The sequence below is a fragment of the Bacillus sp. CH_70 genome, from assembly GCF_038007045.1.
Taxonomy (GTDB): domain Bacteria; phylum Bacillota; class Bacilli; order Bacillales; family Bacillaceae_G; genus Bacillus_A; species Bacillus_A cereus.
The window spans coordinates 2,054,434-2,078,923 of record NZ_JBBOWL010000001.1; the positions used below are offsets into that span (position 1 = coordinate 2,054,434).

Genomic DNA, 24,490 nt, shown 5'->3' on the forward strand with positions numbered 1-24,490 from the left:
ATGTCCTGCAATTTATTTATGCTCTCGTAATGGCACGTGGAAATAAAATATTATTTTCTAAATGAATGTGTTCAACTAAGTCAGACTCTAATGCTTCAAGACGTTGGTAAACAAGTCGATAAGTACCGCAAGCTCCTTCTGGAGGAGTAAAGTCATTTGTAACTTTACGAAGCTCTTTAATAATGTTGCCTGCGTGATTATGTTCATTTTCCAACTCATCTACTACTTTAAGTAATTTCACATAGTTTTCTTCAATTGGATTTTGTTCAAATTCTAAAATTAATGGGAAATCTTCTGTTTCTTCTTTAATTAAATGTTGTTCTAATTCCATCTTTAATTCGTGAAATAGCTTATGAATTTGAGCTAAGTGAGGCTGACTTGCTCCGTGGACGCGTAATACTTTCGTCACATACGGACTTAACTGTGGTAATTCTTCATTTAAATAGCGATGATGCTTATTTATAACATAATCAATCAATTCACGATAAGAAGCATTTTTCCAATCAATTTCAGATTCATTTAATCGTTTCGTATTATTATAAAGTGTATTTAATTCTGTAAGTACTTCTGTTGCTGATAAATTTCTTTCATGAATTGCATCAATAAGTGGTTTATTACCACCACAACAAAAGTCTATTCTATATGATTTAAAAAGATCACTAGCTTTCGGGAATTGTGTAACGATCTCACCGACAATAGAAGTTTCAGTAAATGCATGTTTCATATGAACGCCTCCATAAAGTTTGAATGTAATAACTAAATTAAGAATAGCGATAAATTAACATCTATGTAGTGATTGAAATCACTTATTCTGTGTCAGTTTTAAGGATAATAAAATGAATTTTATAAAAGGAAGTGGGAGGGGAATTCGTCGTAATAGTTTCTGATAATAAAAAAGAAGCTTATTAGAAGCTTCTTTTTTATTACTATTTTTCACATGCAACTCCATCGCCATCACGATCAAGATGTGAGTCATAACCTGGTTGTCCTTTATATAGAGGAGCTTTCTCGGCAGCTCTAACTGCGGCACAATTTTTGTAATATGCACTACTAGTATTTCCTGAAGCAGGTTGTGTTTGAGTTTGCTGTGCTTTTTGCTCTTCTTGTTGTTTACGAGCCTGTTCGTCAGCCTGACGTTTTTGTTCTTCTTGTTGTTTACGAGCTTGTTCCTCAGCTTGTCGTTTTTGTTCTTCTTGTTGCTTACGAGCCTGTTCATCAGCTAGACGTTTCTGTTCTTCTTGTTGTTTACGAGCTTGTTCCTCAGCCTGACGTTTTTCATCTTCTTGCTTACGAGCTTGTTCCTCGGCTTGACGCTTCTCATCTTCTTGCTTTTGAGTTTTTTCGTCCGCCTCTTTCTTTTCTAGCTCTTTTTTCTGTTCACTATCTTTTTGTTCTTCATTGTTTGATGCGACTTTTGTACTAGTTGCTGTCGTTTTTTCAGAAGAAGGAGCTGAAATACCTGATAGCGCAACAAAAATGACAAATAATACGGCTGTAATAATAAATTGTTTTTTCGCTACACCTGTCTTCTTAATAACAGATAATATTGCAAGTACAAGGAAGAATATAAATAGAATGAAACTTAAAATAGCAAAAAATTCGATGACCGGGTGTTCAGATGTTGTTGTACCGGTCACTATTAATATAATTGAAATCATAAAAAGAATAACGGTAGGACGACCATATTGTTTTGCTTTTCCATTTTTCTTAAAGAATGAAATGATACATAAGATTAAAAGAATAAAAGCAATAAAAAATAAAGCTGCACCAATATTACTCAAAACCTCCATTTTCATACCTCCATTTGTAAGATTTTCTTTATTGATTATATAGGAACTTATTGGATATTACACGTATTATATAAATTTAGAAAATTAATATTTTTACTAGACTTATAAACGATTATTTTATATATAGAGAAAAATAGATATATTTCCTATTACTTTTTGAAAGATATTTCATAAATTATAGTATATCGATTGAAAGGAGGAGATTTGAATGGAATTTCAATTGTTGGTAACTTGTATATTACAAGAAGGTAATGCTTACTTTTTAGTAACGAAGGTAGACGATGTTATTACGTTAAAAGTACCGATTACTGCGGGAGTAGCAGGTTTATTTTTAGCTTTAGGTGTACCAAGATGTTCTTAATTTAAATCTCTATAGTAGAAGGGGAAGGGACATGCCTTCCTTTTCTACTATTACATAATATAATTATGTAAACTTAAATATCATATTTGTGATAGCACGTTTGAAATGGACATGCATATACTATAATGTTTCATTGGATGTTAGCGGTGAAAGGTAGTTTTAATAAGTGCATCCAGTGATGTTTTTAAGCTATGAAAATAAAAGAGGTGCTATTATATATGAAAAGAAAAACATTGGATATTCCAGTTACATTGCGAAGAGAGTGGTTTTTAATAGAGTTAGCTCATTTAACGAAAAAATATGGAATTGAAATTGCAACTAGCAAAATGGATGCTGCACCGTTTTTAAGAGATCAAGTTACGGAGTCAAAGATAGGGGAAGGGCTACAATACGATAAATATGATGATGAGTATATAATTGAAAATTAAAGGGTAACAACAAAATTAAATTAAATTAAATTATAACGAAATATAAAATAAAGCAGATTCTAAATATAGAATCTGCTTTATTATGAAATACTTGTAGTGAACTAGCCTCTTTCTAGTGTTTTTCCTACATATTTCTCTTGCGTTATTCCAAAAGAGTCACGAAGAATGCGAGCATAATCTTTAGATTCTATTGGTAGTTTATTTTTGGTGCCTTTAAAGGTTTCTGTATAATTTTTATTTGTTAATGATATGTGACCATAAGTAGTTAATTTACAAGTGATAGCTCCTTTATTAAAAGGAGATTCTTTATGCTCTACAATCACTTTTTGAATATTATTCACTTTTTTCTCATCTATTGGATCTACAGTGAAAGCATAGCCTATTTTCCATTCGTTTGAAGGTTCAGATTGTAAGAAACTTGTAGATTCTCCGTTAGCTCCTTTTCTCATTTCTAAAATATGCGTACCTTTTCGAGTATTTCGCTTACGAATTCGATATTCTCCTGTTTGAGAGGATATGACTTCTCCGTTAAAAGGTACTGGATGTAAAGGGAGATGAGATGCAAAACCTGCATCCACAACATAATCTTTATTCTCATGACTTAATATGATAATGACATGACCATCATCGGGTTTCCATTTATTATCGTACAGATCATAAACAGTACCGGCTACTTTGTATACTTGAAACCCACAATCAATTAAGAAATAATACAATAAGGAGTTTAATTCATAACAAAGTCCACCTCGTTTTTGAATAAGTAACTTTTCTATTAAGTTATCTTTTGAGATATTTTTAATAGTACCAGCCATAATATCAAGATTTTCATAGGGGAGAATCATTCCCATTTTTAAGAGAATTTCATCTAAATCATCAAATGTTATTTCTTTTGCAGGAATTTTTAAGCGTTTAAAAAACTCCTTTTGTAATTTGGTCATCATAAAGTATTCTCCTTTCTTTTTACAGAATTTTCTTCTGCTCACCGATAGGTTAGTACTTCTAAAAAGTTAATTCAAGTGCACGAAAATTATCATAATATATGTTTCTGGAAATATAACTATCTATTCGGAAATTTCAGTTTAAATTTTAATCGTAGGAAAGTCTTATAATATAAGCTCCTTTAAAATTAGTTTGTATTTAATGAAAAGAAAGTACATATCTTTATTATATTTTTAAATAACTAACTAGTAATAAAATGTTTTTTTACTAAAATTTTTTCAAGATTTGTATGCTTTATATAAACAATAATGATTAAAAAAATATCTGGGTGTAGCGAAGTTAACAATTATTGAGAAACTTTTTTGTCGTATTCTATCAAAAGGAAGAGGTAGAAACAAAGAGAATAACGAGAGTTAAGGAAGAGGGTATACAACTAGTAACCTTCTAAAAATAGGGCTAACATCTTTTTAAAATAAAAGATTAGCTATTATTAAGGAAGGGAAAATATAAAATATTATAAAGAACACCTTCTTTCAAAAAAATAGGGGGAGTAATATGCGACTGATGAGAAGATGTGTGGCCTTACTAATTGTATTTTTTATCATGGCTCCAACGATTAGCACAAATGTACAGGCAGAAGTTGTAAAAGAGCTTGGAAAGGGGTTTCCTGATACAGAAGTATTCACACCTGGAGAATGGTTTTTAGGCCAAAAACCTGCTAATTATGATGAGAATAAACCACCAATTCTCTTTGTACAAGGAAGAAATGGTAATGCAGATAGTTGGTATGGAAAGACAGTATATCATGATATAAATGATATGTATGATTATGCTTTGAAAGCAGGCTATCAAACAGTGTTTATACAATTATATGATGCTGCTGGGAAAGGTTCGGCTAGTCAGTGGGATAACGGAAAATTGTTAGCACAAAAACTTGAAGAAATATATAATCATTTCGGTAAAAAAGTTAATATTGTAGCACATAGTAAAGGTGGTATTGATACACAAGCTGCATTAGTTGAATATGGTGCGAATCGATTTGTTGGAAATGTTATTACACTTGCTACACCGCATCACGGCTCAAATTTGGCAGATTTATCATATAGTTGGTGGGCAGGGTGGCTTGCTTCTATATTAGGTCAAAAAGATGATGGTACGTATTCGTTACAAATAGGTGAAATGGCAAAGTTTCGTTCAACAATAGATAACAACCCAGCAGCTAAATTAAACCGTTACTATACGGCTACTGGGACTAGCTGGGGGCCAACATTTTCTGCATTATCTATGGGCGGGTTATATTTATCGTCGTACGGTTCAAATGATGGACTAGTAAATGAATGGAGTGCGAAGCTATCGTACGGTACACATTTATTTACAGATTCAAGATTTGATCATGACAATATAAGAAAAGGATCAGCTGTTTTTGCACGAATTGAACCATATTTACGTACGACAAATGTGGGGTTACCAGCTTTAGTAGCATCCAGCACTAGTTCAAATGAAAATCTAGAACAATTAAATACAACTTCAAATCAAAATATTTTAGGAGGCGAATTACCACAAAATCAGTGGATAGAGCAAAGTATTTCTGTTGATAAAAAGGCTGAAGGAATAGTTTCTGTACTAACTGCTTCTTCTGATGTAGAAGTACAAATGGTATCTCCAAAAGGAAAAATCTATGCAAACAAAGATAGCGCTATAACTACTGGTGAAGGTGAATCTTTCTTTAATGGGGCGACAATTAGAACATTTAAGTTTGATAAATTGGAAGTAGGCGAATGGAAAGTTAAAATGATGGCGAAGCAGTCGAAAGATGCATATTTAATCGTAAGCGATTACAAGAATAATGCGCCATTCATTCTTCAAATGCCAACAAAGGTTAAAGTAAATAAGCCAGAATATAAACTTAAAAAATCACCTGCGGCACCAGAAATAAAAGGGGATCTTTCCATAACGGTAAGAGTCGTTAATAAAGAAGGAAAGTTAGTATCTGAATTTAATGAATCAAAAAATATTAATACAAATACATTTACAGGTGCTTTAAAGGACATTAAGCAACCAGGAGTATATAACGTTACGATGGATATAAAAGGGATGAATAAAGAAGGACAACCGTATAATCGTACAATTGTTAAGTCGGTTTATGTGGAGAAATAAGGCAGAATAAATAAGTATAATATAAAAGTGCAGAAATCTTGTGTTAGAAAAAATTCTGCACTTTTTTCTTTTTTATTACAGTGAAAAGGGGAATTAAGTTCTATAAGAGAGAGAATAGAACTTGAAGAAAAAAGAGCATTCAATAAAAAAAGATGCTGAAATAGCATCTGAATGTGAAGAAATAATATTAACTTAGTTTTGTAACTGTTAATTCAACTGAATTTATACCATTGTCACAAGTTACAATACTTTGACGATTAAAGCCACTATTATTTCTAAGTTGAAGAGTTGAATTAGCTGGCACTGTAACAATCGTTTCGCCAACGAGTTGAAGACATTCGTTATTTGATGAAGTATTCATTTGAATAGCGAAGTCACCTTGACTATTAGCAAGTGGATTGTTATTTAAAAATATAGTTATGACTGGGATATGTGGAAATACAGGATTTAAAGTAGTATTAATACTGGAAATGAACGAAACTCTATAATCACCAGCTTGTCTAAATTGTATAGTAGTAGGGTTTAGTAAGGAAACGCCTCCTGCTAAAGGTCCAACGTGATTAAATGGAAAAGGGTTTCCAAAAGGAACAGTTATAAATTCAGTTTGCCAAAAAGTTCCGTATGCAGGACAGCTTCGTTTATGTGAATGGTCACATGAACATTTTTTATTTGAACTGGAAGAAGATTTACATGAGCATTTTTTATACGAGTTTGAAGAATGATAGTATGAACCCAATATATTACCTCCTATTCTTAATAAATGTAAAACACATAATAGTTTATGAAAATGAATCACAATTGGCGTGTATGCTTGTACTATAAAAGGAGATAGATTTAGAATATAAAGTGCTCAAATGATGAAATATAGTATTGGGGTATTACCTGTAACACTTTTTGAAGATGATAAGGTTCATAATTTGATAGAAAAATGAATGGGATTTCTAAATGGATTAAAGTAACGAGGAAACGTTTATCCCGCTATTTTCCGAGCGGTAAGACCCCACCTCAAAATTCAGTGAAAGCAAAGAAGTTAGTTGGGGGATGAACAAAATCCCCACTGAGTAAAGTTTCACTTTACTATATTAATTTCGTCTGACAAAAAGCAATATTATCTTTTGCTGTATGGATGTTATCGTTTGGTGAAGTTATGATATTTAATCGTATGTATATTAGATTATTTAGTTTATTTTTTTATTTGTGTAGCTGGGCAGGAAGAAGTCAGAAAATATAGAATAAATGTACATATGAAGCATCGTTTGTTTTTGGTGTGAATAGTAATTAAAGATACGCTAAAATATTTAAAATTGTAACGAAAGAGAGATTAAATAATAGAAGGAGCAACTTACATGGAAAATATATTAAAGGTATCTTCAAAATCAAGCTCAAATTCAGTCGCGGGTGCAATAGCGGGTGTACTAAGAACAAGTGGTAATGTGGAAATTCAAGCGATTGGGGCTGGAGCTATAAATCAAGCGATTAAAGCAATTGCGATTGCAAGAGGGTTCGTCGCTCCAAGTGGTATTGACTTAGCTTTTGTTCCAGCGTTTCAAGAGATTTCTATCAATAATGAAGAAAGAACAGCGATTAAATTAATTGTAGGCCCTAGAAAGAAAAGGTCTTAGTAGAAGAGAGTGTTACTATAAGGGGAAAAGACCAATAGACTTCCCATGTTAGATACGTTATTTTATGTAACCAATCCTTGGGTGTGGACATGGCATTATGCCGGACGCATGTCTGTTAAGTTCTCCTTAAACTTAGCGAGTGTTCTAGATACTTAAAAATGCCAAATCCTTTGTGATATAAGGGATTTGGCATTTTTGATGTTTTAAAAATAAACACCCTTAAAACTGCTCATTCTTTTCCCAAGATTCTACGATATAATGAGCAATCGTCGGATTGAAGCCTTTACCAACTAAAAACATAATCGCAGCAACTTCTGTTAATGCGTGTTCGTGTGATGTATGTTTTGCTTCATTTAAACCGTAATCTACCCATGGTTTTACGAAATCTAGTACGGGTTTCTTGAAAGGTAAAAACTGTGTACCGACAACTTGTTGAATTTGTTGTTGTGTTGGTTCAGTAATTGGTCCAGGTGGTAAGATTTGTGGTTGTGTAATGTCTAATGTTGGTCCAGGCGGTAAAATTTGTGGCTGCGTTGGATCTATTGTTGGTGGTTTAGGTGGTGAGACACGTGCGTCGTAGTTTGGTTGATACATTTGTTGTTGGTATTGCGGTTGTTGTGGTTGAGTTGTGTATGGGTTTTGTGGTGCTGCATATGGATTTTGTTGATATGGTTGTTCTTGGTTTTGTGGTGCTGCATATGGATTTTGTTGATATGGTTGTTCTTGGTTTTGTGGTGCTGCATATGGATTTTGCTGATATTGTTGTTCTTGGTTTTGTGGTACCGCATATGGATTTTGAGGATATTCATAATTTGGACGTGTTTCATATGGATTTTGTGGAAATTCAGTTTCTTGATTTTGCGTTGTTGCATATGGGTTTTCGTCATATTGTTGTTCTTGCTGTTGTAACTCTTGTTCTTCGTATTGTTCTGTGTATCTTTGTTCTTGTTGTTGAGGGTAAAATGGTTGCCTTGGATAAGGCGGTTGATTATTATAGAACATATTTATTCCTCCTTCATGATGATGCTTACCACTCAGTGTATGGGCGGACAAGAAAATATGTGATGAAAAAATGCGGGCGTGTTACAATAAGTAACTGGGTGAAGATAAAATGACAAAACAAGAAAAGATTCAAAAAACAATTACTTTTGTAAAACATATTTTAGAAAAAGATGCGAGTGGGCATGATTGGTATCATATTGAACGCGTACATAAACTGGCGATTTCTTTATCCGAGCAAGAAGGGGGAAATCGTTTTATAATTGAAATGGCAGCATTACTTCACGATGTGGCAGATGAGAAGTTAAATGAAAGTGAAGAAGAAGGAATGAAAAAAGTTTCTGATTGGTTAGAAGAGTTACATGTGGAAGAAGAGGAAAGTAAACATGTTCTTCATATCATCGCCAATATGTCTTATAAAGGTGGTCATGGCGGCACACTTGAGTCGCTTGAAGGGGAAATTGTTCAAGATGCGGATCGTTTAGATGCTCTTGGTGCAATTGGAATTGCACGTACATTTGCATATGGCGGGGCAAAAGGGAGATTAATGTATGACCCAACTATTCCGCCGCGTGAAGAAATGACGAAAGAAGAGTATAGAAAAAATAATGATCCATCTTTAAATCATTTTTATGAAAAACTTTTGAAATTAAAAGATTTAATGAATACGAACGCAGCAAAACAAGAGGCGGAAGTTCGTCATCGTTATATGGAACAGTTTATTGAACAATTTATGAAAGAGTGGAATGCACAAATATGAAAATGTTAACTGTGGAAAACTTATCAAAATCATATGGAGAAAAACCGTTATTTGATGGATTATCATTTAGTATTGCAGAAGGACACCGTGCCGGAATTATCGGTGTAAACGGAACTGGTAAATCGACGTTATTAAAAATTATTGCAGGGGCAGAAATTCCTGATACAGGTGATATGACTCATTCTCGTGGGTATACAATTAGTTATTTATCACAGCAACCAGAGTTTGATGAACAACTAACAGTGCTAGAGCAAGTCTTCCATGGTGATACTCCTTTAATTCGTCTTCTTCGTGAGTATGAAAAGGCGCTATTACATATCGAAAAAGATCCAAGTAATGAAAAAGTACAGGAACAATTATTTGCAGTGCAGCAACGTATGGATGCAATGAGTGCATGGGAAGCAAATGCAAATGCGAAATCTCTTTTAACGAAATTAGGAATTACGGACTTCACTGCAACTGTTGGAAATTTATCTGGTGGACAGAAAAAACGTATTGCGATGGCGCAATGTTTTATTGAAACACCGGATCTATTAATTTTAGATGAGCCTACGAACCATCTTGATCATGAGACAGTGGAATGGTTAGAGGAATATTTAGCTCGATATAATGGCGCAGTATTACTTGTAACCCATGATCGTTATTTCTTAGATCGTGTGACGAATCGTATTTTCGAATTAGATAATGGAAAACTGTATAGTTATGAAGGGAATTACAGTACGTTTTTAGAAGCGAAAGCACTTCGTGAAGAACAAGAAATTGCGCAAGAATCAAAACGTCAAAACTTATATCGCCGCGAACTAGCATGGATCCGCCGCGGTGCAAAAGCCCGTTCAACAAAGCAAAAGGCACGTATTCAACGATTTGATGAGCTAAAGGGCCAAGAAGGGCCAGCTGCAAAACAGTCAGTTGATATTGCACTTAGCGGTAGCCGTCTTGGGAAAAAAGTACTTGAGTTAAAAGATGTGACGAAAAAATTTGGTGATAAAACGGTATTAAACAACTTTAATCATATCGTGAAACCAGGCGATCGCATCGGAATTATTGGAGCGAATGGAAGCGGGAAATCTTCGCTATTAAATATGCTTGCAGGTAAGTTATCTCCTGATAGTGGTGAAATTGAAGTTGGGCAAACTGTAAAAGTTGCTTATTATACGCAAGAAAATGAAGAGATGAATTTAAATCAGCGTATGATTGAATACATTAAAGAGATTGCAGAAGTTATTCATACAACAGATGGAAAAGTAATTGGTGCATCTCAAATGTTAGAACGTTTCTTATTCCCGACTCATTCACATGGTACACCGCTTGGTAAACTATCTGGTGGTGAAAGAAGACGTTTATATTTATTACGTATTTTAATGGGAGAACCAAACGTACTTTTACTTGATGAACCTACGAATGATCTAGATACACAAACATTAACAGTACTAGAAGATTATTTAGAAGATTTCCCAGGTGTCGTTTTAACTGTATCGCATGACCGTTACTTCTTAGATAAAGTAGTAGATGAACTGTTCATCTTTACTGGCGGAGGCGAAGTGCGTGAGTTCCTAGGTAGTTATACAGATTATTTAGAAATGGAAAAAACGAGAGAACTTATGGAGAAAGCGGAAGTTCAAAAAGAGAAAAAAGTAGTAGAAGAAGCTCCAAAACAACAACGTAAACGTAAACTTTCATACAATGAGCAGCGTGAATGGGAAACGATTGAAGATACAATTGCCGAACTTGAAGAAAAAATTGAGTCAATTGGAGAAGAACTTGCGAAAGTTGGATCGGACTTCACAAAGGCACAAGAATTATCTGAAGCACAGCAGAAAACAGAAGAAGAGCTAGAAAAAAAGATGGAAAGATGGAGTGAACTATCAGACATCGTTGAAGGATTAAAATAAAAACAAGCTGCATATATTGAAAAGTAAAGAGAAAAACTTTACACTATTGGTAGAACCTATTTTAGGAGGGAAAAAATGAGAACATCTAATCCAATGTTGAAAAAAGAGGCATTCCGTAAAGAGGGAGCAAGCGCTTCTGCGATGACAATTGGCGGAACAGTAGGCAAAACGTTCATTATGCTTATCTTGCTACTTGCAACGTCTGTCTATTCATACATACAGATGATGCAGGGGACGATGAAGATGCCAGTATTAATTGGTGCTTTAATCGTTGCAGCAATCATCGCATTTGCGTCTATGTTCTTCCCGCGTATTTCACCTTTTGGTGCACCAATCTATGCGGCGGTAGAAGGGGTTGTGTTAGGAAGTATTTCAGCAGTTTATACAATGAAATTTGGCGATTCTATCGTTTTAAATGCTGTATTACTAACAATCTCAATTCTATTTGCAATGTTAGTGTTATATGCAACACGCGTAGTAAAAGTAACGGATAAATTCCGTACAGGCGTTATGGCAGCAACACTCGGAATTATGGTTATGTATTTAGTCGTATTCCTACTAAATATGTTTGGTGTAACTGTTCCGTACATTCACCAAGGTGGTACAATCGGTATTATTATTAGTGCAGTTGTTATTGTAGTTGCTGCATTAAACTTATTACTAGATTTCGATTTAATCGAAAATGGTGTACGTAGTCAAGCTCCGAAATATATGGAGTGGTACACTGCAATGGGACTAATGCTTACATTAGTTTGGTTATACTTAGAAATTCTTCGTTTCGTTTCTTACTTTACGAAAAATGACTAATAAAAAAAACCTGCATGAAAAATGCAGGTTTTTTTTATTTTCAAAGATACATTGAATGTATGGTATAATATGGATGTTATCAACTTGAATTGAAGGAGATGGAATATGATGAAAGAGAAGAAGGGGATTATGAAAAAACTATTTTCTAAAAGTTTTTTCATAGAACTAGATGAAGCTTTAACGTATCCATCATCTGAAGTTATTACTTCAGCGATTAAAGGATATGCAACTGAATGCAATGAAAGACTAAAATTTGAGAGTAAAGTTAAACCGATTACTTTTTACTTAGAAAATGTAATGTACCGTGCTGAAATAAAGATGGCTCGCGGAGGATATTACATATCTTGTACTGAAGTGTAATAAATTTTGAAACCATACATGTTTGAACTATGTATGGTTTCTTTTTTTGTTTTGTAAGGTCTAAAATAATACTTTTTACTTACGGATATATCATTTTGTGCTTTTTACTATTCAAATACTTCTCCTTACAATGAAGAAAAATATGTGAGGTGGTATAACTTATGATGAATCGAGTTGTATTAATCGGTAGATTGACAAAGGAGCCAGAATTATACTACACAAAACAAGGCGTTGCTTATGCAAGAATATGTATTGCGGTGAATAGAGGATTTCGAAATAGTTTAGGTGAACAACAAGTCGATTTTATTAATTGTGTCGTTTGGCGAAAATCGGCTGAGAATGTAACTGAATATTGTAAGAAGGGATCACTTGTTGGGATTACAGGGCGTATTCAGACGAGTAATTACGATGATGAACAAGGCAAGAGAATATATAGAACTGAAGTTGTGATTGAGAGTATTACCTTTTTGGAGAGAAGGCGGGAGGGGGCATCGTAATAAAAGGTGATTTTAAGTAATAGCTACGGAAAAAATTGTGGAAAGTATTTTAATAAACTTAAAGAAGGAGTACCGCCAGCTTTTTTTTGGAAAACAAGTAAAGAGTATACAAAATTTTATTACGTTTTTCGGCTAATCCAGTAACAATCGAGAACCGTAAAACCCATCACAGTATAGGAATGTATAAAAAGATGAATCGAGTGATAGAAAATAAAAAAGGGATTCCTTCTGAGAGTAAGGAATCCTCCTTTTTGTTGCTACCGATAATAGGACGTTATGTTAACTTTACATGAATATGTTATACAATAGATAAAAAAGAGATGGGGAGAACAACGAGTATAAACTATCCATTTAAACCAAAATCAAATCGTTATTTAGTACCAGGGCAATTTTGGACTATTCCTTTAGATAACAGTAAATTTGCATGTGGTAGAGTAATTGAAACAGATCCAAATAGTAGAAGGGGATTTTTAGCAGGTTTGATGGATTGGATCGGAGATAGCCCACCTATGGCTGAAAATTTAAAAGGTTGTAAAACGTTAATACAAATAGATGTTCATATTAAAACCATTCATGAAACAGCATTGGATGGTTTTATAAGTGGCTATCGTTCATTAGAATTAGATGGAATTGAAACAGAGTATTTCACTTCACAAATGGTTCATGATGAGAATTGTATGTTAATGAAAGGATATTCAGTACTTAGACAGGCGACCAAAGAAGAAGCAGATACGTATGATCAGTTCGGTTACGCAGGCTACATGATGATTAAATGTTACGCAGAAGATTTATTAGCAAATAAATAACTTCCAATAACGAAAAATATGTAAATAAGCTATCCATATGGATAGCTTATTTACATATTTTTTTGTTTAGCGTGTTTTTTTCAAAAATAATGGCGATGCCTCAAGAAATGGATAAAAAATAAAAATCATCAGAAACGAAAGCTTTTAAAATCCCATCCCTAATTTGAAATGTAAAAAGAATGAAATAGTATGGTAGCGGGAAGAAAGTAGTAAAATTAAGCACCTGAGTAGGAGTATCGAGTGATAACATGTTACAATACAGCTAAGAACACGCAATAAAGGAGAGTTTTTTACGTGAAGATTAAAGCAATTGAACCGACGCCAAGTCCAAATACAATGAAAGTTATTTTGAATGAAGTATTACCATCAGGAGCGCGTAATAATTATACAAATGAAAATAAAGAACAAGCACCAATGCAAGTGCAAGAAATTTTGAAAATTGAAGGCATTAAAGGTGTGTATCATGTAGCTGACTTTTTAGCAGTCGAGCGAAATGCAAAGTATGACTGGAAAGTATTATTACAACAAGTTCGTGCTGTTTTTGGCGAAGAAGTAGTGGAAGAAAGTGAAGAACAACAACTGTCTCATTTTGGAGAAGTGAAAGTGTTTGTTCAAATGTTCTTTACAATTCCAATGCAAGTAAAGTTAACAGATGGAACATCGGAAGAACGCGTTGGCTTACCAGATCGTTTCAAAGAATCAATTATGAAAGTACAAATGTCTGCACCAAACGTTGTAAAAGAGCGTAAATGGGTAGAACAAAGTACACGTTACGGTAATTTTGAAGAAATCGGGAAAGAAGTAGTAGAAGAGATTGTTGCTGCTTATTCAGAAGAACGTGTAAATGAAACGGTTAAAGAATTATTAAATCAAGCAGGTGCTGTTGAAGTAACGATTCAAAAGCGTGAACCATATAAAGTAACAGAAGAGATGATGAAAGATTCTGACTGGAAAAACCGTTTTGCAGCATTAGAACAAATGGATCCTACTGAAGAAGATATTCCAGTGTTGAAGATGGCGTTAGATGATGAAAAAGTTTCAATACGCCGTTTAGCAACAGCGTATTTAGGTATGGTAAAAGGTGATGAAGTATTACCGTTATTATATAAAGCGTTGTTAGATCGCTCTGTAAGTGTTCGTCGTACTGCAGGAGATTGTTTATCAGATGTAGGTGATCCGGCAGCGATGTTCGTTATGATTAAATCTCTGAAAGATCCAAGTAAATTAGTACGCTGGCGTGCAGCGATGTTCTTATTTGAACTTGGAGATGAAAGTGCGATTCCAGCATTAAAAGCAGCGCAAGATGATTCAGAGTTTGAAGTAGCGATGCAAGCACGTCTAGCATTAGAGCGTATTGAAGGCGGAGAAGAAGCAAAAGGTTCTGTATGGAAACAAATGACGGAGTCTCGTAAAGGGGAATAATGTATGATTGTTTTCTATGATAGTTGGTGTCCGATGTGTACGGCCGTTGCAGAACGTACGAAAAAATTAGATAAAAAGGGTAAGATGAAATTTGTTTCATTTCGAAATGAAGATGTAGTTGAGAAATATAAGCTTTCTCAAGAACTACAAAGTAAAATGGAACAAAGACTGTATATTTTTAAAAATAATAAGTGGTATGACGGCATTCAGAGCATAGATGTATTAGCAAAGGCCGTTCCATCTTATTGGTTTGCAGTTCCTTTTATAAAGCTATCTATCGTACTTGGCTTTGGAAGTAAAGTATACGATTATATCGCTAATAATAGAAAACTTGTTCCAGTGGGACATTGCCGCGGTGGGGTTTGTGAAATCCCTACAAAAAAATGAAATCATCGTTATCTTTCTTTTGCACCTATTAATAGAGCGTGATATGATGAATTTGGAATGAAAGTTGAAGGAGAGATTACAAGATGTCAAATGCTTATGAAGAATACATGCGCCAAATGGTAATCCCAATGCGCCAGGAGTTAGTGCGTTCTGGGTTTGAAGAGTTAACTACAGAAGAAGCTGTAACAGAATTTATGGAAAATACATCAGGTACAACTTTAGTAGTTGTAAACTCTGTTTGTGGTTGTGCAGCTGGTTTAGCACGTCCATCAGCAGGTCAAGCGGTTGTTCGTGCTGAAAAACAACCTGATCATCTTGTAACTGTATTCGCAGGTCAAGATAAAGATGCTACTGCAAAAATGCGTGAATACTTCGGAGAAATTCCTCCATCTTCACCATCTATGGCATTATTAAAAGGAAAAGAAGTTGTTCACTTCATTCACCGTCATGAAATTGAAGGTGCAACTATGGATGAAATTATTACGAACTTAGAGCAAGCTTTCGAAAAGAATTGTTAAAGAAGGGGGAGAGTAAATCTCCCTCTTTTCTTTATATAGAGGTGAAACAATGATCGTAACAACAGCAGGAAGAACAAACAAAGAAATGACAGCATATGCAAAAAAGGTAGCAGAAGAATTAAATCGTTCTTTCATTTTACGTAATGATATACCAGTGCATAAATTACATGAGCAGTATGAACAAGATATACTTGTCGTAGGAAAGAACCGATTAGCTATTTATCCGAAAGGTACGGAAGAATCATTTTTCTTTCATCCGAACTCAGCGATGTTTCGTGTGAAAAGGTTAATGCGTGGAGAACACGATCCGTTTGTACAAGCTGCTAAATTAGAGAGCGGAATGACAGTGTTAGATTGTACGCTCGGTATGGCATCAGATAGTATTGTAGCTAGTTATATTGTTGGTGAAAGTGGAACAGTAACAGGACTTGAAGGCAATGAATATATGGCATATATCATGAGAAATGGTTTGAAAACATGGTCTTCATCTGTTTCTGAAATCGATGAAGCAATGCAAAGAATCCAAGTAACGCAAACGGAGCATTTTTCATTTTTAGCGCAATGTGAAGACAATAGTTATGAGGTCGTTTACCTTGATCCGATGTTTGAAGAAACTGTCATAGAATCTGACGGAATTAAAGGATTAAAACACTTGGCTTTGTATCATGATATTACTGATGAAACAATTGCGGAGGCGAAGCGAGTGGCGAGAAAGCGTGTTGTATTAAAAGATCATTTCCGTAGTTCTAGATTTGAAAAACACAATTTTCACGTATACAAAAGAAAAAGTGCTAAGTTTCACTTTGGTGTAATTGCCCCTTGCTAATTGTTTGAAAAGATGTATAATAAGCAATAATTAATTAAATATACTGTCTGTGATGAAGAGAGTAGTCTTTTTTAGAAGGAAAGCGAGCTAGGGATGGTGTGAGCCTAGTACGGAAGAAAAAGATGAAGCGCACTTCGGAGATGCTTCTTGAACGAATAGTAGAGAAAGCCGAGGCCCCCTGTCCTCGTTATAAACGGGAAAGTGGTTCGTAACGAACAACAAGGGTGGTACCACGGGTTCAAACTCGTCTCTTTTTTAGAGACGAGTTTTTTGTGTTTTAAAAAATAAGGAGGTTGTATCATGGATTATAAAATGCAGTTTGCGGAAAGTTTATCTAATATTTTCACGAATGAATTAACGCAAAAACAAATTTTAGATTTAATTGAAACACCGAAACAAGATGAATTTGGAGATGCAGCGTTCCCATGTTTTTCATTAGCGAAGCAATATAAAAAAGCACCAGCTCTTATCGCAAAGGAAGTTGCTGAGAAATTAAATGATCCGTTTTTTACGAAAGTAGAAGCCGTTGGTCCTTATGTAAATGTATTTTTCAATCGTGAAACTGTAAGTGATGCAGTATTAAAAACAGTTTTAGCGGAGAAAGAAGAGTTCGGTCAAAACCACTTTGGCTGTGAAAAAACAGTAGTAATTGATTATTCCTCTCCTAATATCGCGAAACCTTTTTCGATGGGGCATTTACGTTCTACAATGATAGGAAATTCGCTGAAACATATCGCTGAAAAATGTGGCTATGAAGTTGTAGGGATTAATTATATAGGAGATTGGGGAACACAGTTTGGAAAGTTAATTACGGCTTATAAAAAATGGGGAAATGAAGAAGTAGTGAAAGAGGATCCAATACGTGAGCTATTTAAGTTATATGTTCAGTTTCATGTAGAAGTAAAAGAGAATGATGAATTAGAAGAAGAAGGACGTGCTTGGTTTAAAAAGCTAGAAGAAGGCGATGAAGAAGCAGTTGAACTTTGGAATTGGTTCCGTCACGAATCATTAAAAGAATTTTCTCGTATTTATGAACTTCTCGGTGTGGAATTTACTAATTTTCAAGGCGAAGCTTTCTATAATGATAAAATGGAAGACTTTATTGGGATTTTAGAAGAGCACGACTTACTGGAAGAATCAGAAGGCGCATTAGTCGTTAATTTAGAAGAAGAAGGAATGCCGCCTTGCTTAATTAGAAAATCAGATGGTGCGACGATTTATGCAACGCGTGACTTAACGGCAGCTTTATATCGTCAAAACACTTATGGGTTTGATAAAGCGCTATATGTTGTTGGTCCAGAACAAAGCTTACATTTCAATCAATTTTTCACTGTATTAAAAAAACTTGGCTATACTTGGGTTGATGGTATGGAACACGTACCGTTTGGCTTCATTTTAAAAGATGGTAAGAAAATGTCGACACGTAAAGGAAGAGTTATTTTACTTGAAGAAGTACTTGAGGAAGCAATCGACCTTGCAAAACAAAATATTGAAGAGAAAAATCCAAACTTAAAACAAAAAGAAGTAGTAGCAAAGCAAGTCGGTGTAGGTGCAGTTATTTTCCACGATTTAAAAAATGAGCGTATGCACAATATTGAATTCTCATTAGAAAACATGCTGAAATTTGAAGGAGAAACAGGCCCGTACGTACAGTACACACATGCACGTGCTTGCTCTATTTTAAGAAAAGAAAGTGTAGAATTTGAAACATGTACGTTTGCTTTAAAAGACGATCATAGCTGGAGTGTCGTAAAATTATTAAACAAATTCCCACAAGTAATTGAAGCAGCTTTCAATAAAAATGAGCCATCGATTATTTCGAAATATGTATTAGATGTAGCACAATCGTTCAATAAATATTACGGTAATGTTCGTATATTAGAAGAGAGTGAAGAAAAAGACAGCAGACTCGCATTGGTTTATGCTGTGACGGTTGTATTAAAAGAAGGATTACGTTTACTTGGGGTGGAGGCTCCTGAGGAGATGTAGCATAAAAGGTGTATGTATCATTACAGATATGTATGCCTTTTTATTTGGTATAGGAGTCATGTAAGCAGTAATCTCACCTTATTAAAACCAATTTCTTGGGTAATTGTTAAAAATGTAGGAATGTTTTGTTAAATAGAGAATTGTAAGGGGTGTATATAAAAGGAGGCGTTAGAGGTTGGAAACATACGATTGGAACAGTAAACTAGCGTATTTAAAAAATACGAGAGATTTATATTACAATAGCGATTATGTAAGTTTTCTAGTGAATTCAGTTTGGAAGATTTCTGAGCCAGTCCATGTTGTTGATTATGGTTGTGGATATGGTTATTTAGGCTTATTATTAATGCCTTTACTTCCAGAAGGATCAAAGTATACAGGCATTGATAGTGGAGAAACATTATTAGCTGAAGCGAGAGAGTTGTTTCGTTCACTTCCGTACGAGTCAGAATTTCTGGAGGGAGATGCTATAGAAATTGAATTGAACGATACATACGATATAGCAATTTGTCATGCCTTCTTATTACATATGAGTTCACCAAAAACGATGCTACAAAAAATGATTCATTCAGTTAAAAGTGGCGGGAAAATAATCTGTTTTGAACCACATTGGATATCAAATATGTCTTCATACACTTTGGATGGAGAGAACCAATCGGAAATTATCCAGCTAGGCATTTTGCAGAATTTATTTGAAAGTGACACGCAGAGGAGTGGAAAAGATGGAAATATTGGTATGAAAATACCGATATATTTAAGTGAATTAGGTGTGAAAAATATTGAATGTAGAGTAAGCGATAAAGTGAACTTTTTAGATTCAAATATGCATCACAATGATAAAAACGATTTGTATCAATCATTAAAAGAAGAGGGGATTGCAGGTGATCCGGGTGATAAGCAACAATTTGTAGAACGTTTAATGGCTAGAGGATTAACATATGATGATGCGCTAGCTCAATATGAAGCTGAACTACGATTTTTTAAAATATTTCATGTGCATTCTTCTTTAGTATACGCTCCGAATATGAAAATTACATTTGGTGACATAGTATGTTAAAAGTCATGATATATAAGGATCGTCGTTTAATGTCGATATAATTTGAAAATCGCCGATATATTTGAATTATCGCTGATATAATTTTATGTACTAATTTCAGCTTCTACAAGATTAAAACCGCATGTTACGTTATTCCATATAATTAAACAAAATACGGAGAAAAACAATCATTTTTACTATATTTTGTTATAAATTTGAATAATATTAATTAATACCATCCATTATAAGAGATTTTAGTTGAATACATACTATATGGTGTGTAAAATCTAAGCAAGTAGCAGTATAAATATAAATTCGAGGTGAATGCATGCTAGATTTTAAGCAGTTAGAAACTTGTTTAAAAGACAAGAGATTTGTAGATGGATTACAGGAAATAAATAATGAAATTGCATATATAAAAGAAACGAATACTTTATCCTATGTGAAGAATTGGCTTGCTAATATTCCTTCGCATAAGGAGTTTGACATATTAATTCGCCTTACTGATGAAGGGCTTATGCACCAATACAGTTCATTCCTCATTCGCTACGCTTATAAAAAATTCCCAAATATGAGAACGCTCTCTTTATATTGTGATGAGCTAATTGATGAGCGAAAAATTCTTGAAGCAGAGCAGCTGTTAAAAGAAACTTTAGAAGAGAGTAATAAAGAAGAAATAGATGCAGATTTTTTAGCGAAAACATATTTTACCTTAGTACGATGTCTTTTAGAAATGAAAAGAAATGAAGAAGCGCTAATGTATATGCAAAAAGCAGAGGAGTATAGTACGCGCGTAGTGTTTGATAAATGGGGCTACGTTTATATGCATACAGGCGAATGGGAGAAAGCGGAAGAACAATTTATTGCTGGCATGCAGCATGAAGATTGTGAAGAGTTATCTACCTATTTATTATCACAATTGTATGCAAATAAAGGAGAACAAAAACGTGCAATACAGTTAATTAATGATGCGATTGTAAAGTTCCCACAAGTACCATATTTTCATTTTGAGAAGGTAAAGTATTTATTAGATTTAGAGCAATATGAAGAGATGTTAGCGGTAATAGATAACATAAATACTCAGCTGCCATATCATGCTTATAACACTTACTTTGTACATTTACGTGCAGAAGCGCTGTACAAAATGAATAAATTTGCAGATTTACAAAAGCTATTAAAAGAAGAAAAGAGTTTAAAAGAATCTTTATATCATAATTTAGAAAAAAATCCGGATGGAAAAAAGGTTCACTTGCCGATAGTTCCTATTGTACAAAAGGATAATTATTGTGTTCCGACAAGTTTAGAGATGATGTTGCGTATATGGGGAGAGACACGTACACAAGATGAAATAGCAGAGTTTATTTTTGATATGACAGGATCGAAGTTTTCAGATACTGTTTCTTATTTAGAAGAATTAGGTTATGAATATCGTTATTTTAAAGGGAATGAAGAGAATTATAAGAGACTGATTGATGAAGGAATTCCTGTTTTATTAAGTATAGATATTGAGCATGCTTCACACGTACAAGTTCTATCTGGATATGATGATACATTGCAAGCTTTCTATGTTCAAGATCCAAACTTTATAGAACCAGTTCTTGTAGAATATAGTAAATTACAAGAAAAATATCGTTATACAGGCTGTTTAGCAATCACGTTTGTTCCGAAAGAAAAGAAGGCGCAACTAGCGTTTCTAAATGAGGAAGAAAATCGTTATTTTAAATCTATTTTTTCTCTTACGGATCATTTAGATGAACATGACAAAGAGGGAATTAGTAACTTAGTACAATTTTTAAAAGAAACGAGCGATAATCCAAATACGTGGCTATATACGATAAAGCACTTAGATGTTGAAGTAGATAAAGAATTTATTTTATATTGTATCGATAAGTTAATGGAAAAGTTTCCGAACTCGGACTTTGTTAAATTGCATGGTGCACAGTGTTTTATTCGTCTTCAAGAAGTAGAGAAAGCGGAGCAAATGCTGACAAGCGTTGAGAAGAAAAATAATCGTGCATTATATCATTTAATAAACGGAAGATATGCTTTTGAGCAGGAAAGTTATATAGAAGCGATTTCAAGCTTTCGTTCATCGTTACAATTAGACGCAGATCAGCCTATTGCTTGGAGTTTTCTCGCTTTATCCTATATGTATATTGATCAATCTGAAAAAGCATTGCAATACTCTCAAGTTGCGTTAGAGCGCAGTCCTGAAAGGTTCACTTTAACGAATCACGGTTTAATATTAATAGATTTAGAAAGATATGAAGAAGCATATGAAATCTTTAATGACTTGTTAAAAGAGTATAAATATGAAGCACATGTATGGTATGAACGAGCGAGATGTGCACATCAACTAGGAAAATTATATTTAGCAATAAAAGGGCTTAAAGTAGCGATTCATTTGGATAGTAATGCACCTTACATTTATACGAAACTTTCGGAAATATACGAATCTGATTTGAAGGATGAGGAAAGTACGAAAGAAATTTTATTAAACGGTATTGAGAATTGTGATGATAAAGCACCTCTTTACGTAAAATTAGGTGACTATCATTTTCAAAATGATAGCTTGGAAGAAGCAGAAGTATTGTATAAGCGTGCTTTAGAAGAAAACGATGAGGATGTTTATTCTCACTTCGGACTTACACAAGTGTATATGGCAAGAGAACAATACAAGGAAGCAAAAGAATACATTCTTGGTCTTGAGAAGCAAATTGAAAAGAGCCAAGATTTCCTCATGAATGCAGGAATGGTTTTATGGGATGCTGAAATTGAACTTGGTGGAAATGAAGAAGGATTTAAAGTAGCGCTATCTAAGTTAGAAAATGGTATAAAGAAAAGTGATTATAATGTAGCAAGTGCGTTAGATGAATATGTGAATCGAATTAAAGGAACGGAATTTGTACAACGAGGTATAGCGTTTTTAAGAACGTTACACAAAGAAAGTAATGAAGTAAGTGAGTACGGTTGTTATGCAGGTATTTTATATGAATCTATTGGACAGTACGGCCAAGCGATGAAAAGATATAATAAGGCGATAGAACAAAAGGAAACGGCATTACCGTATTACCGAATTGGTGAAACACTTATGGCATTAGGGCAATTGACGGAAGCAAAACAAGCGTATGAAACATGTTTAGAGCTTGATGGGAATTTCGTAGGTGTACATTTACAGCTTGCGGAAATATACGAAAAAGAAGAAAACCGTTCTAAAGAACAAAGTCATATGGTTCAGGCGATGAAGGAAGAGCCGTTGCATATTAATATGGAATATTTGGCACAGCTTTCAGTAGATATGAATCTTCAGGAAGAATTGCTGACTGAACTAGAACAATTAGAGGAAGAAGTACCTGAAATATGGCGTTTAGATGCGATTGCATATGTGTACGGAGCGATGAATGAAATAGATAAAGAACAAGCACAGATTGAATACGCGCTACAATTAGATGGTGAGCATATAGAAGTTCTATATCATTATGCAAAAGTATTAGTGAAAAAAAGAAATGTAAAAGCAATTGAAGTTGCAATGAAAGTAATACAAAAAGATTTTGATAATGAACGTATATTTGATGTTTATGTAAAAGCAGTAGAGCAACATAAAAAATTGTCTAACATACGAGATTTTCTTCATACGTTAAAGGTGAAAAAAGCAGAAAGAAGTACAGCATTCATGTATGCTGCAGCTGCGGTTACGGAAATATGGATTGAACGTCAGCTGCATGAACAGCCAAAACGATCTATCATTACGAGAGCTTTTTATCGTATGAAAAATCGTGCCAAAGAAATTTCAATGGTTACTATGATAATTGATTTATATGAAATCTCTTTAAAGTTAAATCCGAAAAATAGTATGGCAGCACAGCGATTTGCGCTATTTTATGGGAATGTAGAGATGAATAAAGAAGCAATAGAGATTCTGCACACGTCACTAGAAAATAGATGGGATTATGAAGTAGCGAAGCAACTTGTAAATCTTTTCGTTGAGTGCGAGGAAGAAGATATGTTAAGAGATGCTTTGGAATTAACGAAGCAAATGGTTCGAGAACTACCAGATGATTATGATACTCTTCTTCTGCAAGCACAAGTATTCTTTAAAGCAGGGGAAGAAAGAAAAGCAGAAAAGATTACCTTACAATTAACGGAGCAAACACCGTTTGTAAGTAGAGCATTTCTTGCTTTAGGAGAAATGTATCAAAGTCAAGAAAGGTTTGAAGAGGCAATTCATCTATTAGAAAATGCTTCTATACATCATCCAAATGAAACAGCAATTCTCCTTTCTTTAGCGTCTTCATATCATGGTGCCGGCCAAACACTAAAGGCAGAAAAAATAGCAAATGAAGTATTAACAATGGATGCAAATGATTTGTTAGCAAGATATGATCGTGCTTGTTATTTAGCACAGTTAAATAGAAATGAAGAGGCGAAGGAAGAGCTTGAAATTGTCCTTCGTGAGGATGAATCGGGATTCTTTGCTGAACTTATTGAGGATGATGAAAATTTAGCAGCATTGCGAGAATTTGAAAAGTAATTGTATAAGAATAGGGGAAAAGATAAGGATATATTTTGAATTAGTTGACAATTAGTTGTCAAATGGCATAAAATAACTTTTAACAAAGTATACAAATCTGAAGACGAGAAAGAGTAAAATAGTGAACTGTTCTCCAGAGAGCCGGTATATTGCTGAAAGCCGGTGGGCAGACGTTATTTGAAAATCATCTCCGAGGAGCCGAGGCTGAAAGTGAGTAAGCCCGGACGGATGTCTACCGTTACAAAGAACACGTATGATAGTACGTTGCTAAGCGCTATTAGTGAAAAAGCTAATAGAATTAGGGTGGTAACGCGGGTAAACCCGTCCCTACTTCATAGGGACGGGTTTTTTGTGTGCTTTTAAAAC

22 protein-coding genes and 2 other annotated features are annotated in these 24,490 nt (G+C 34.3%); of the genes, 17 read left to right on the forward strand and 5 right to left on the reverse strand.

The window, feature by feature from the left end:
* Window positions 1-16: 16 nt before the first annotated feature.
* Window positions 17-724, reverse strand: a complete 708-nt coding sequence (ric, locus tag N2V79_RS10595; RefSeq protein ID WP_090976304.1) for an iron-sulfur cluster repair di-iron protein — start codon at window positions 722-724, stop codon at window positions 17-19.
* 202 nt (window positions 725-926) lie between these two features.
* Window positions 927-1,790 (reverse strand): excalibur calcium-binding domain-containing protein, encoded by an 864-nt coding sequence (locus tag N2V79_RS10600; protein WP_340719838.1) that lies wholly within the window; start codon window positions 1,788-1,790, stop codon window positions 927-929.
* A 208-nt stretch (window positions 1,791-1,998) separates the two neighbouring features.
* On the opposite strand from N2V79_RS10600, the gene exsG reads away from it, so the two are divergent.
* Both exsG and N2V79_RS10610 read left to right on the forward strand, forming a co-directional pair.
* Window positions 1,999-2,151, forward strand: a complete 153-nt coding sequence (gene exsG / locus N2V79_RS10605) for an exosporium protein ExsG (RefSeq protein ID WP_000395679.1) — start codon at window positions 1,999-2,001, stop codon at window positions 2,149-2,151.
* A 218-nt stretch (window positions 2,152-2,369) separates the two neighbouring features.
* Window positions 2,370-2,579, forward strand: coding sequence for a hypothetical protein (locus N2V79_RS10610; RefSeq protein WP_000824206.1), 210 nt, complete (start codon window positions 2,370-2,372; stop codon window positions 2,577-2,579).
* A gap of 101 nt (window positions 2,580-2,680) precedes the next feature.
* Here the strand turns inward: N2V79_RS10610 and N2V79_RS10615 are convergent, their stop codons facing one another.
* Window positions 2,681-3,520 carry an arylamine N-acetyltransferase family protein gene (locus N2V79_RS10615; RefSeq protein WP_227900680.1) on the reverse strand — a complete coding sequence of 280 codons (840 nt, stop codon included), beginning with the start codon at window positions 3,518-3,520 and terminating at the stop codon, window positions 2,681-2,683.
* A gap of 553 nt (window positions 3,521-4,073) precedes the next feature.
* On the opposite strand from N2V79_RS10615, the gene N2V79_RS10620 reads away from it, so the two are divergent.
* The gene (locus N2V79_RS10620) at window positions 4,074-5,675 is read left to right on the forward strand and encodes an esterase/lipase family protein (RefSeq protein WP_327887021.1); all 1,602 of its coding nucleotides are present in this window, start codon (window positions 4,074-4,076) and stop codon (window positions 5,673-5,675) included.
* Window positions 5,676-5,862: 187 nt separating this feature from the next.
* Here N2V79_RS10620 and N2V79_RS10625 read toward each other — a convergent pair whose 3' ends face one another.
* Window positions 5,863-6,411: a hypothetical protein gene (locus N2V79_RS10625; protein WP_000536156.1), complete on the reverse strand. Its 549-nt coding sequence runs from the start codon at window positions 6,409-6,411 to the stop codon at window positions 5,863-5,865.
* Window positions 6,412-7,021: 610 nt separating this feature from the next.
* Here N2V79_RS10625 and N2V79_RS10630 point away from each other — a divergent pair.
* Entirely contained in the window at window positions 7,022-7,297 is a 276-nt protein-coding gene (locus N2V79_RS10630) for a stage V sporulation protein S (protein WP_327887022.1), read from the forward strand.
* A gap of 219 nt (window positions 7,298-7,516) precedes the next feature.
* On the opposite strand, the gene N2V79_RS10635 is transcribed toward N2V79_RS10630, so the two are convergent.
* On the reverse strand, window positions 7,517-8,299 hold the full coding sequence (locus tag N2V79_RS10635; protein ID WP_161114125.1) for a hypothetical protein: 783 nt from the start codon (window positions 8,297-8,299) through the stop codon (window positions 7,517-7,519).
* Between the two features lie 109 nt (window positions 8,300-8,408).
* On the opposite strand from N2V79_RS10635, the gene N2V79_RS10640 reads away from it, so the two are divergent.
* The 13 genes from N2V79_RS10640 to N2V79_RS10700 all read left to right on the forward strand — a co-directional run bounded on the left by N2V79_RS10640 (window position 8,409) and on the right by N2V79_RS10700 (window position 24,124).
* Window positions 8,409-9,056 (forward strand): HD domain-containing protein, encoded by a 648-nt coding sequence (locus tag N2V79_RS10640; protein ID WP_069355499.1) that lies wholly within the window; start codon window positions 8,409-8,411, stop codon window positions 9,054-9,056.
* Window positions 9,053-10,948: an ABC-F family ATP-binding cassette domain-containing protein gene (locus tag N2V79_RS10645; RefSeq protein WP_000783191.1), complete on the forward strand. Its 1,896-nt coding sequence runs from the start codon at window positions 9,053-9,055 to the stop codon at window positions 10,946-10,948. The genes N2V79_RS10640 and N2V79_RS10645 overlap by 4 nt, the downstream gene beginning before the upstream one ends.
* Before the next feature lie 75 nt (window positions 10,949-11,023).
* Entirely contained in the window at window positions 11,024-11,755 is a 732-nt protein-coding gene (locus tag N2V79_RS10650) for a Bax inhibitor-1/YccA family protein (RefSeq protein WP_001260655.1), read from the forward strand.
* A gap of 105 nt (window positions 11,756-11,860) precedes the next feature.
* On the forward strand, window positions 11,861-12,115 hold the full coding sequence (locus tag N2V79_RS10655; protein WP_075716794.1) for a DUF4318 domain-containing protein: 255 nt from the start codon (window positions 11,861-11,863) through the stop codon (window positions 12,113-12,115).
* Window positions 12,116-12,276: 161 nt separating this feature from the next.
* Window positions 12,277-12,612 carry a single-stranded DNA-binding protein gene (locus N2V79_RS10660; RefSeq protein WP_000982013.1) on the forward strand — a complete coding sequence of 112 codons (336 nt, stop codon included), beginning with the start codon at window positions 12,277-12,279 and terminating at the stop codon, window positions 12,610-12,612.
* Between the two features lie 320 nt (window positions 12,613-12,932).
* Window positions 12,933-13,418, forward strand: a complete 486-nt coding sequence (locus N2V79_RS10665) for an Imm26 family immunity protein (protein WP_088021925.1) — start codon at window positions 12,933-12,935, stop codon at window positions 13,416-13,418.
* A gap of 294 nt (window positions 13,419-13,712) precedes the next feature.
* On the forward strand, window positions 13,713-14,840 hold the full coding sequence (locus tag N2V79_RS10670) for a conserved virulence factor C family protein (protein WP_000692587.1): 1,128 nt from the start codon (window positions 13,713-13,715) through the stop codon (window positions 14,838-14,840).
* Between the two features lie 3 nt (window positions 14,841-14,843).
* Complete coding sequence (locus N2V79_RS10675) at window positions 14,844-15,227, forward strand: thiol-disulfide oxidoreductase DCC family protein (RefSeq protein WP_000634891.1); 384 nt, start codon at window positions 14,844-14,846, stop codon at window positions 15,225-15,227.
* Window positions 15,228-15,310: 83 nt separating this feature from the next.
* A complete protein-coding gene (locus tag N2V79_RS10680) occupies window positions 15,311-15,745 on the forward strand; it encodes a BrxA/BrxB family bacilliredoxin (protein ID WP_000063706.1) in 435 nt (144 codons plus the stop codon).
* Between the two features lie 49 nt (window positions 15,746-15,794).
* Complete coding sequence (locus tag N2V79_RS10685; protein WP_340719839.1) at window positions 15,795-16,571, forward strand: class I SAM-dependent methyltransferase; 777 nt, start codon at window positions 15,795-15,797, stop codon at window positions 16,569-16,571.
* A 40-nt stretch (window positions 16,572-16,611) separates the two neighbouring features.
* Window positions 16,612-16,826 (forward strand) — a binding site (T-box leader).
* Between the two features lie 45 nt (window positions 16,827-16,871).
* Window positions 16,872-18,560 (forward strand): arginine--tRNA ligase, encoded by a 1,689-nt coding sequence (gene argS, locus N2V79_RS10690; protein WP_053564640.1) that lies wholly within the window; start codon window positions 16,872-16,874, stop codon window positions 18,558-18,560.
* Window positions 18,561-18,735: 175 nt separating this feature from the next.
* On the forward strand, window positions 18,736-19,614 hold the full coding sequence (locus N2V79_RS10695) for a class I SAM-dependent methyltransferase (RefSeq protein WP_053564639.1): 879 nt from the start codon (window positions 18,736-18,738) through the stop codon (window positions 19,612-19,614).
* Window positions 19,615-19,921: 307 nt separating this feature from the next.
* Window positions 19,922-24,124, forward strand: coding sequence for a tetratricopeptide repeat protein (locus N2V79_RS10700; RefSeq protein WP_340719840.1), 4,203 nt, complete (start codon window positions 19,922-19,924; stop codon window positions 24,122-24,124).
* 91 nt (window positions 24,125-24,215) lie between these two features.
* Window positions 24,216-24,456: a binding site (T-box leader), on the forward strand.
* Window positions 24,457-24,490 lie beyond the last annotated feature (34 nt).

What these genes read in the sequence shown, in the direction of transcription:
- N2V79_RS10660 (WP_000982013.1), top strand. Translation starts at nt 12,277, where the DNA reads ATGATGAATCGAGTTGTATTAATCGGTAGATTGACAAAGGAGCCAGAA.
- N2V79_RS10615 (WP_227900680.1), bottom strand. Translation starts at nt 3,520, where the DNA reads ATGATGACCAAATTACAAAAGGAGTTTTTTAAACGCTTAAAAATTCCT.
- N2V79_RS10645 (WP_000783191.1), top strand. Translation starts at nt 9,053, where the DNA reads ATGAAAATGTTAACTGTGGAAAACTTATCAAAATCATATGGAGAAAAA.
- argS (WP_053564640.1), top strand. Translation starts at nt 16,872, where the DNA reads ATGGATTATAAAATGCAGTTTGCGGAAAGTTTATCTAATATTTTCACG.
- N2V79_RS10610 (WP_000824206.1), top strand. Translation starts at nt 2,370, where the DNA reads ATGAAAAGAAAAACATTGGATATTCCAGTTACATTGCGAAGAGAGTGG.
- N2V79_RS10685 (WP_340719839.1), top strand. Translation starts at nt 15,795, where the DNA reads ATGATCGTAACAACAGCAGGAAGAACAAACAAAGAAATGACAGCATAT.
- N2V79_RS10650 (WP_001260655.1), top strand. Translation starts at nt 11,024, where the DNA reads ATGAGAACATCTAATCCAATGTTGAAAAAAGAGGCATTCCGTAAAGAG.
- N2V79_RS10655 (WP_075716794.1), top strand. Translation starts at nt 11,861, where the DNA reads ATGATGAAAGAGAAGAAGGGGATTATGAAAAAACTATTTTCTAAAAGT.
- N2V79_RS10665 (WP_088021925.1), top strand. Translation starts at nt 12,933, where the DNA reads ATGGGGAGAACAACGAGTATAAACTATCCATTTAAACCAAAATCAAAT.
- N2V79_RS10630 (WP_327887022.1), top strand. Translation starts at nt 7,022, where the DNA reads ATGGAAAATATATTAAAGGTATCTTCAAAATCAAGCTCAAATTCAGTC.
- N2V79_RS10640 (WP_069355499.1), top strand. Translation starts at nt 8,409, where the DNA reads ATGACAAAACAAGAAAAGATTCAAAAAACAATTACTTTTGTAAAACAT.
- N2V79_RS10675 (WP_000634891.1), top strand. Translation starts at nt 14,844, where the DNA reads ATGATTGTTTTCTATGATAGTTGGTGTCCGATGTGTACGGCCGTTGCA.
- N2V79_RS10600 (WP_340719838.1), bottom strand. Translation starts at nt 1,790, where the DNA reads ATGGAGGTTTTGAGTAATATTGGTGCAGCTTTATTTTTTATTGCTTTT.
- N2V79_RS10620 (WP_327887021.1), top strand. Translation starts at nt 4,074, where the DNA reads ATGCGACTGATGAGAAGATGTGTGGCCTTACTAATTGTATTTTTTATC.
- N2V79_RS10700 (WP_340719840.1), top strand. Translation starts at nt 19,922, where the DNA reads ATGCTAGATTTTAAGCAGTTAGAAACTTGTTTAAAAGACAAGAGATTT.
- N2V79_RS10635 (WP_161114125.1), bottom strand. Translation starts at nt 8,299, where the DNA reads ATGTTCTATAATAATCAACCGCCTTATCCAAGGCAACCATTTTACCCT.
- exsG (WP_000395679.1), top strand. Translation starts at nt 1,999, where the DNA reads ATGGAATTTCAATTGTTGGTAACTTGTATATTACAAGAAGGTAATGCT.
- ric (WP_090976304.1), bottom strand. Translation starts at nt 724, where the DNA reads ATGAAACATGCATTTACTGAAACTTCTATTGTCGGTGAGATCGTTACA.
- N2V79_RS10680 (WP_000063706.1), top strand. Translation starts at nt 15,311, where the DNA reads ATGTCAAATGCTTATGAAGAATACATGCGCCAAATGGTAATCCCAATG.